The sequence below is a fragment of the Streptomyces xiaopingdaonensis genome (assembly GCF_000262345.1).
Classification (GTDB): Bacteria; Actinomycetota; Actinomycetes; order Streptomycetales; family Streptomycetaceae; genus Streptomyces; species Streptomyces xiaopingdaonensis.
The window spans coordinates 1-6,240 of record NZ_AJTQ01000247.1 but is presented as its reverse complement, the minus strand read 5'-3'; the positions used below and the strand labels follow the sequence as shown (position 1 = coordinate 6,240).

Here is a 6,240-nt window from a genome sequence, read left to right as displayed (position 1 = left end):
CAGTCGGGCCCGCTCCCCGCGAGGGAGCGGGCCCGACTGCTGTGCGTACGCCTGCCGTTCAGTCCCGGACGGGAGCCGGCGTCCAGCCCGGCGAACGGTACGCGCGCGGCGCGGAATCGGGGCGCGGGGCGTCCGATGCCTCGCGTCCTCCCGCGCGGGAAGACGGCCGTTCCGACGGCGCGAACTCCCCGAGTCGCACTCGCCTGTTGGTGGAGCGGAGCTGCGGCACGTACGCCTCCCCGGTCGGCCCCACCTCGGGCAGCGTGTCCCCCGGGCCGCGCGGGACGCCGTCGTTGGGCGAGGGTTGGGGGACGGGCTCGCCCCCGAGTGCCCCGTCCGGGTCTCCGGGGCCTGGCAGCACCTCGTCGGGCCCCGGCTCGGCGCCCTCCGAACCCCGGTCCGTGCGCGGTGCCTTGGGAGACGCCGTCACCTGCTCGTCCGAGCGCTGCGGCGTTTCGCCGCCGCTCGCCGTGACGAGGCCGAGCACGACGGCGACGGCGACGGCGCCGGTGAGGCCGTAGGCCGCACGTGTCCAGCCGCGGGTGGTGCGCTCGCTGCCCGTGCGTACGGCCTCGGGGGGCGGGTTGTGGACGGGCTGGGCGGCCGCCAGCTCCGCGAGCCGCGCGGCGATCAGAGTGCTGCGCCGGTTCTGCGAGGCGGTCCGCAGCTCCGGCCAGTGCTGCGCGAGCGCCTGCCGCGCGTGCATGATGCGTCCCGCTGTCGCCGGGGTGCTCGCCTCCAACTCCTGTGCGGCCGCGCGCAGTCCGACCCCGACACCGTCATGGAGCAGCAACGCGGCACGGTACGCGCCGGGGAGGCTGAGCAGCGCCTCCAGGATGTCCCGGTCGGCAGGGGGACCCGGGTGCGCCTCGGGCAGCCGGTGGCCGGGGAGGAGCCGGTGCCACGGGGAGAGCGCGTACTCGTAGGTGCGGACACGGACGACGACGGCCGGATCGGGGTCGCTCGCCGTGGCGGGCCACTCCTCCCACGCGCGGTGGAAGGCGTGGAAGACGGCGCGTTCGGCGACCCTGCGGTGTCCGCAGAGCAGGTACGCCTGGCGTGTCAGGAAGGCCGCGTGACGGGTGTAGAGCTGGTCGAAGCGGTCCGTCGGCGTCTCGGCGGCGGGGACGGCCGCCGCGGGGTCGGGGTGGAGGCGGTGGCGGACCGGGGCGCCGTCCGGTTCCGTCTCGTTGCGCGGTGGGGAAGAGGTCGGGGATTCAGCGCTCTGTGGCTCGTCCGTCATGCCCATCCGTCCTCACCGGTGTGTGGAAGGGATCGATCGCGGGACAAGAGTCATTCTGCATAAAATCATCAAAATTGCGAGCTTCCTCGACACCACGACAGTCCGCTCCCTACCGGGGCATATCAGCTCTTCTTGGCAGCATGACCGCGTGAGTCAAGCCACCCGAACCGCCTCGGTGCTCTCCCACTACGGCACCAGCCGCCGGCTCCCGCCCGGCACCGGAACCCGACTGCTCGTCGGCGCGTTGGCCGCGGTGCTCGGACTCGGCGTGCTCGCCGCCGTCGTCCTGCTGCTCTGGACGGTCTCGCCGTACCCGGACAGCGGGCCCGGCGGCGCGCTCCACATCGCCGCCGACCTCTGGCTGCTCGCCCACGGTGCGCAGCTCTTCCGTACCGGGACGCTCCAGGGCGGTGCCCCGCCCGTCGACATCACGCCGGTTCTCCTCTGCGCCCTCCCACTGGCGCTGCTCGGCCGGGCCGCCGGCCACGTCCGCGACGAGGCAGCCGCTTCCGGACGGCCCCACGCCGGCGTGGTCGCCCTCGCGGCGCCCGTGGCGTGCGGGTACGTCCTGGTCGGTCTGGCCGCCACCGGGTACGCGGCGACCGGGCCGCTCCGCGTCGACGTGCTCAGCGCGTTGCTGCACCTGCCCCTCTTCGCCGCGGGCGTCGCGGGGCTCGCCGTCTGGAACCGCGGCGGTCGACCGCCCCTGAGCGAGGGACTCCGCACGTTCGTCGCGGCCCTGCCGTGGTGCCGTCCGCCGGAGCGCGCCGTCGGGGCGCTCACGTCGTGGCGGCTGGAGACGGCGATGCGGGGCGCCGCGGTCTCCGGGGCCGTGCTCCTCGGCGGCGGTGCGCTCCTCGCAGGCGTCGGACTCTTCTGGCACGGCGGCGTCGCGCAAGGCGCGTTCGGGGAGATCACCGAGTCGTTCTCCGGCAGGCTCGCGCTCCTGCTGCTCTGCCTCGTGCTGCTGCCCAACCTCGTCCTGTGGGCGACGGCTTACGCGCTGGGGCCGGGGTTCGCGCTCGGCACCGGCAACGCCGTCTCCGTCTTCGCCGTCGGGGCGGCCCCCAGGCTGCCCGACTTCCCGCTGCTGGCGGCCGCTCCCGAGGGCGGGCTGGGGCGGACGGCGTGGGCGGTGCTCGCCGTGCCGGCGGCGGCCGGGCTGCTCTGCGGGTGGTACGTCGCGCGGAGCGCCGCGCCGGTGGAGCACGAGGAGCGCGTGGGGTATCCGGGGCGCCGGATCTCGCTCGCCGGAGTTCCGGAGACCGCGTGCGGCACGGCGCTCGCCTCGCTCCTTGCCGCCCTCCTCTGCGGTGCGGTGACGGGACTGCTCGCGGCGCTCGCGGGCGGTGCCATGGGAACGGGCGCCCTCGCCGAGTTCGGGCCGAGCGGTGTGCTCACCGGTCTCGCCGCGGCCGGCTGGACCGTCTCGGCGCTGCCGACGGCGCTCGCCGTGCGCGGGTGGCGGCTGCGCGGGGTGCGGCGTACGCAGGAGCGGGCGGCGGCCGAGGTCGTCGCGGCCGAGGCCGAGGTCCACAACGAGGAGTGGCACACCGCGCGACGCAGCCGCTGGTCCGCGATGCGCCGCGCCTCCGGCGGCCTGATGGCCGACTTCCCGCCCAGGCGCGACGGCGACGGCTGACCCGCAACTCCCGCTCGGCGCCTTCGCGTTGGGCAGGCGGCGTCAGCGGTCCTCGAGGAACGGGCGGAGGTTGTCGGGGACGAGACGGTCGCAGTCGTCGCGCGAGGCCTGCGTGAGGGCGTCCTGCCGGCAGTCGAAGTAGTCCTGGTAGACGGCCTGGAAGGTGAAGGTCGCAGCGACGACGCAGAGCGCGAGCCCGGCGGTGACGAGTCCGCTCACCGCCGCCGTCGTCTTCGCCTTCGCCGCCTGCGCCGGCGTGACCGAGACGGGGACGGGCAGTTCGCGCGAGCCGCCCTCCTCCGTGCTCTTGCGGTCGGTGCCGGCGACGTCCTCGGCCGACGCCTGCGGGGCGCCTCCCTTTTCCCCGTCGCCCGCACGGTGCCGGAGCGCGCTCACGCCCCAGTAGAGGGAGAGGGCGCCGAGCAGGAGCGCGACCTGCCACAGGCTGAAGAGCGCGAAGAAGAGCGCCCAGATGCCCGTGTGCAGGGAGTACCTGGCGTGGCGTTGGTAGCGGTCGGTCGGGTCCCAGCGGAGTCCGCGCTGCTGCCCGCCGCGCCCGTCGCCGTCGGAGCCACCGCCGGCGGGCGACCCGAACCCGCCGCTCCCGCGGCCGGGTTGGCGGCTGCTCCACTGGCTGCTCCAGGGGGACTGCCCGTTCTCCGAGCCCGAACGGCCCTCGTCCCCGCTTCCTTCTGCATTCCCCTCGCCGTCGCTCTCGCCCTGCTCGCCGCCGCGCTGCGGGCGGCGGGGCTGCCACGGCTGGTCCGGCCTGTCCTCGGGCGGGGGTGCGAAGGGGTTGTCCTCGCCGGACGGGTTGTCGGAGGGGGCCGCGCGGCGGCGTCGGTCGGTCATCAGGTGTGTGTCTTCCCTTGTCGCTTTCGCGGCAGATAGGCGAGTGAGAATCCGTGCCACTGACGCTACCTTCCGCTGGTGCACCCGTCCCGCGGGGGCGGAGGCGAGTGCCGGTATCGTTGCCGACGGTCGGACGCTTCGTAGAGTTCCCCGGGTGCATTTCGGACGGGCTCTGGTTCGATCGCACAAGTCTGTCTTCCCCGGTACGCCGGGGCCCAGCGAGAGTGAGCCGCCCCGTGGCCGCGGATCAGCCACCTTTTCCTCCGCTCGGCGAGCCCGGGCGTGAGGCCCGAGTCGTCGTGCTGGTCTCCGGGTCCGGCAGCAACCTCCAGGCGCTGCTCGACGCCGCTTCGCAGCCGGCGTACGGCGCGCGGATCGTCGCCGTCGGTGCCGACCGCGCGGGTATCGAAGGGTTGGCGAGAGCCGAGCGGGCCGGAGTGCCGTACTTCGTACGCCGGCTCAAGGACCATGCGAGCAGGGCCGAGTGGGACGCGGCGCTCACCGCGGCGACCGCGGCACACCGTCCCGATCTGGTCGTCTCCGCCGGGTTCATGAAGGTGCTGGGGCAGGAGTTCCTCGCACGGTACGGGGGGCGGCTGGTCAACACCCACCCCGCGCTGCTCCCCAGCTTCCCCGGTGCCGACGGCGTCCGCGACGCGCTCGCGTACGGCGCCAAGGTCACCGGCTGCACCGTCCACCTCGTCGACGACGGCGTCGACACGGGCCCCGTCATCGCGCAGCGGGCCGTCGAGATCCGGGACGAGGACCACCTCGACGAGGGCGCCGCGCTGCACGAGCGGATCAAGGAAGTCGAACGAGGGTTGCTCGTTGAGGTCGTGGGCCGGCTGGCACGCGGCGGATACCGCATCGAGGGCCCGGGAGGAAGAAGGGTACGACTGCGTGAGGAGTGAGGGCGGTATGAGTGCCGGAGAGACCAGGCGGCCGATCCGTCGCGCGCTGGTGAGCGTCTACGACAAGACGGGGCTCGACGAGTTGGCGCGGGGCCTGCACGCGGCCGGGGTCGAGCTCGTCTCCACAGGCTCGACGGCGAAGGCGATCGCGGCTGCGGACGTCCCGGTGACGGCGGTCGAGGAGCTGACGGGCTTCCCCGAGTGCCTCGACGGGCGCGTCAAGACGCTCCACCCGCGGGTCCACGCCGGCATCCTCGCCGACCAGCGGCTCGCCGAGCACCGGGAACAGCTCGTCGAACTGGGGGTGCAGCCCTTCGAGTTGGTCGTCGTCAACCTCTACCCGTTCCGGGAGACCGTTGCCTCGGGGGCCTCGCCCGACGAGTGCATCGAGAAGATCGACATCGGCGGGCCCTCGATGGTGCGCGCCGCGGCGAAGAACCATCCCTCGGTGGCGATCGTCGTCAACCCCGAGCGGTACGGCGACGTGTTGAGCGCCGCCTCCGCCGGCGGCTTCGACCTCGCGGCGCGGAAGCGGCTCGCCGCCGAGGCGTTCGCGCACACCGCCGCCTACGACGTCGCCGTCGCGGGCTGGTTCGCGGAGGGGTACGCGGCCGACGAGAGCGAGCGCGCCGAGGGCGGCGTCGCGCTGCCCTCGTTCACCGGCACCGCGCTGACGCGGACCAACCGGCTGCGGTACGGCGAGAACCCGCACCAGCCGGCCGCCCTCTACGCCGACGGCAGCGGCACCGGGCTGCCCGCCGCCGAGCAGCTCCACGGCAAGGAGATGTCGTACAACAACTACGTCGACACCGAGGCGGCGCGCAGGGCCGCCCACGACCACGAGGACCCGTGCGTCGCGATCATCAAGCACGCCAACCCGTGCGGGATCGCGGTCGGTTCGGACGTGGCGGAGGCGCACGGCAAGGCACACGCCTGCGATCCGCTCTCCGCGTTCGGCGGCGTGATCGCCGTCAACCGGCCGGTCTCCGTGGCGATGGCGGAGCAGGTGGCCGAGGTCTTCACCGAGGTGATCGTGGCGCCCGCGTACGAGGAGGGCGCCGTCGAGGTGCTCGCGCGGAAGAAGAACATCCGCATCCTGCGGTGCGCCGAGGCGCCGGCGGCGCGCACCGAGCACAAGCCCCTCGAGGGCGGGATGCTCGTCCAGGAGAAGGATCTCCTGCAGGCGGCGGGCGACGACCCGGCCGACTGGACCCTCGCGGCGGGCGATCCGCTCGACGCGGCGGAGCTCGCGGAGCTCGCCTTCGCCTGGCGAGCCGGCCGCGCCGTGAAGTCCAACGCGATCCTGCTCGGCAAGGACCGTGCGACGGTCGGCGTCGGCATGGGCCAGGTGAACCGGGTCGACTCGGCCCGTCTCGCGGTGCAGCGGGCGGGGGAGGAGCGGGCGCGGGGTTCCTACGCCGCATCCGACGCCTTCTTCCCGTTCCCCGACGGCTTCGAGGTCCTCGCCGAGGCAGGCGTCAAGGCGGTCGTGCAGCCGGGCGGTTCGGTCCGCGACGAGCAGGTGGTCGAGGCCGCGAAGGCGGCGGGCGTCACCATGTACCTCACGGGGACGCGGCACTTCTTCCACTGAC

Annotated in this window: 5 protein-coding genes; 3 read left to right on the top strand and 2 right to left on the bottom strand. The window is 74.2% G+C overall.

Translation table 11 applies throughout. The features are described from left to right. Positions 1-58: 58 nt before the first annotated feature. A complete protein-coding gene (locus tag UWG_RS0119395) occupies positions 59-1,243 on the bottom strand; it encodes an RNA polymerase sigma factor (protein WP_016908864.1) in 1,185 nt (394 codons plus the stop codon). A gap of 148 nt (positions 1,244-1,391) precedes the next feature. On the opposite strand from UWG_RS0119395, the gene UWG_RS0119390 reads away from it, so the two are divergent. After that, positions 1,392-2,885, top strand: a complete 1,494-nt coding sequence (locus tag UWG_RS0119390) for a cell division protein PerM (protein WP_237720168.1) — start codon at positions 1,392-1,394, stop codon at positions 2,883-2,885. 42 nt (positions 2,886-2,927) lie between these two features. Here UWG_RS0119390 and UWG_RS0119385 read toward each other — a convergent pair whose 3' ends face one another. Next, positions 2,928-3,737 (bottom strand): hypothetical protein, encoded by an 810-nt coding sequence (locus UWG_RS0119385; protein WP_016908862.1) that lies wholly within the window; start codon positions 3,735-3,737, stop codon positions 2,928-2,930. 299 nt (positions 3,738-4,036) lie between these two features. Between UWG_RS0119385 and purN the strand changes: the two genes are divergently transcribed. Further along, positions 4,037-4,648, top strand: coding sequence for a phosphoribosylglycinamide formyltransferase (gene purN, locus UWG_RS0119380; RefSeq protein WP_016908861.1), 612 nt, complete (start codon positions 4,037-4,039; stop codon positions 4,646-4,648). A 7-nt stretch (positions 4,649-4,655) separates the two neighbouring features. Next, complete coding sequence (purH, locus tag UWG_RS0119375) at positions 4,656-6,239, top strand: bifunctional phosphoribosylaminoimidazolecarboxamide formyltransferase/IMP cyclohydrolase (RefSeq protein WP_016908860.1); 1,584 nt, start codon at positions 4,656-4,658, stop codon at positions 6,237-6,239. Position 6,240 lies beyond the last annotated feature (1 nt).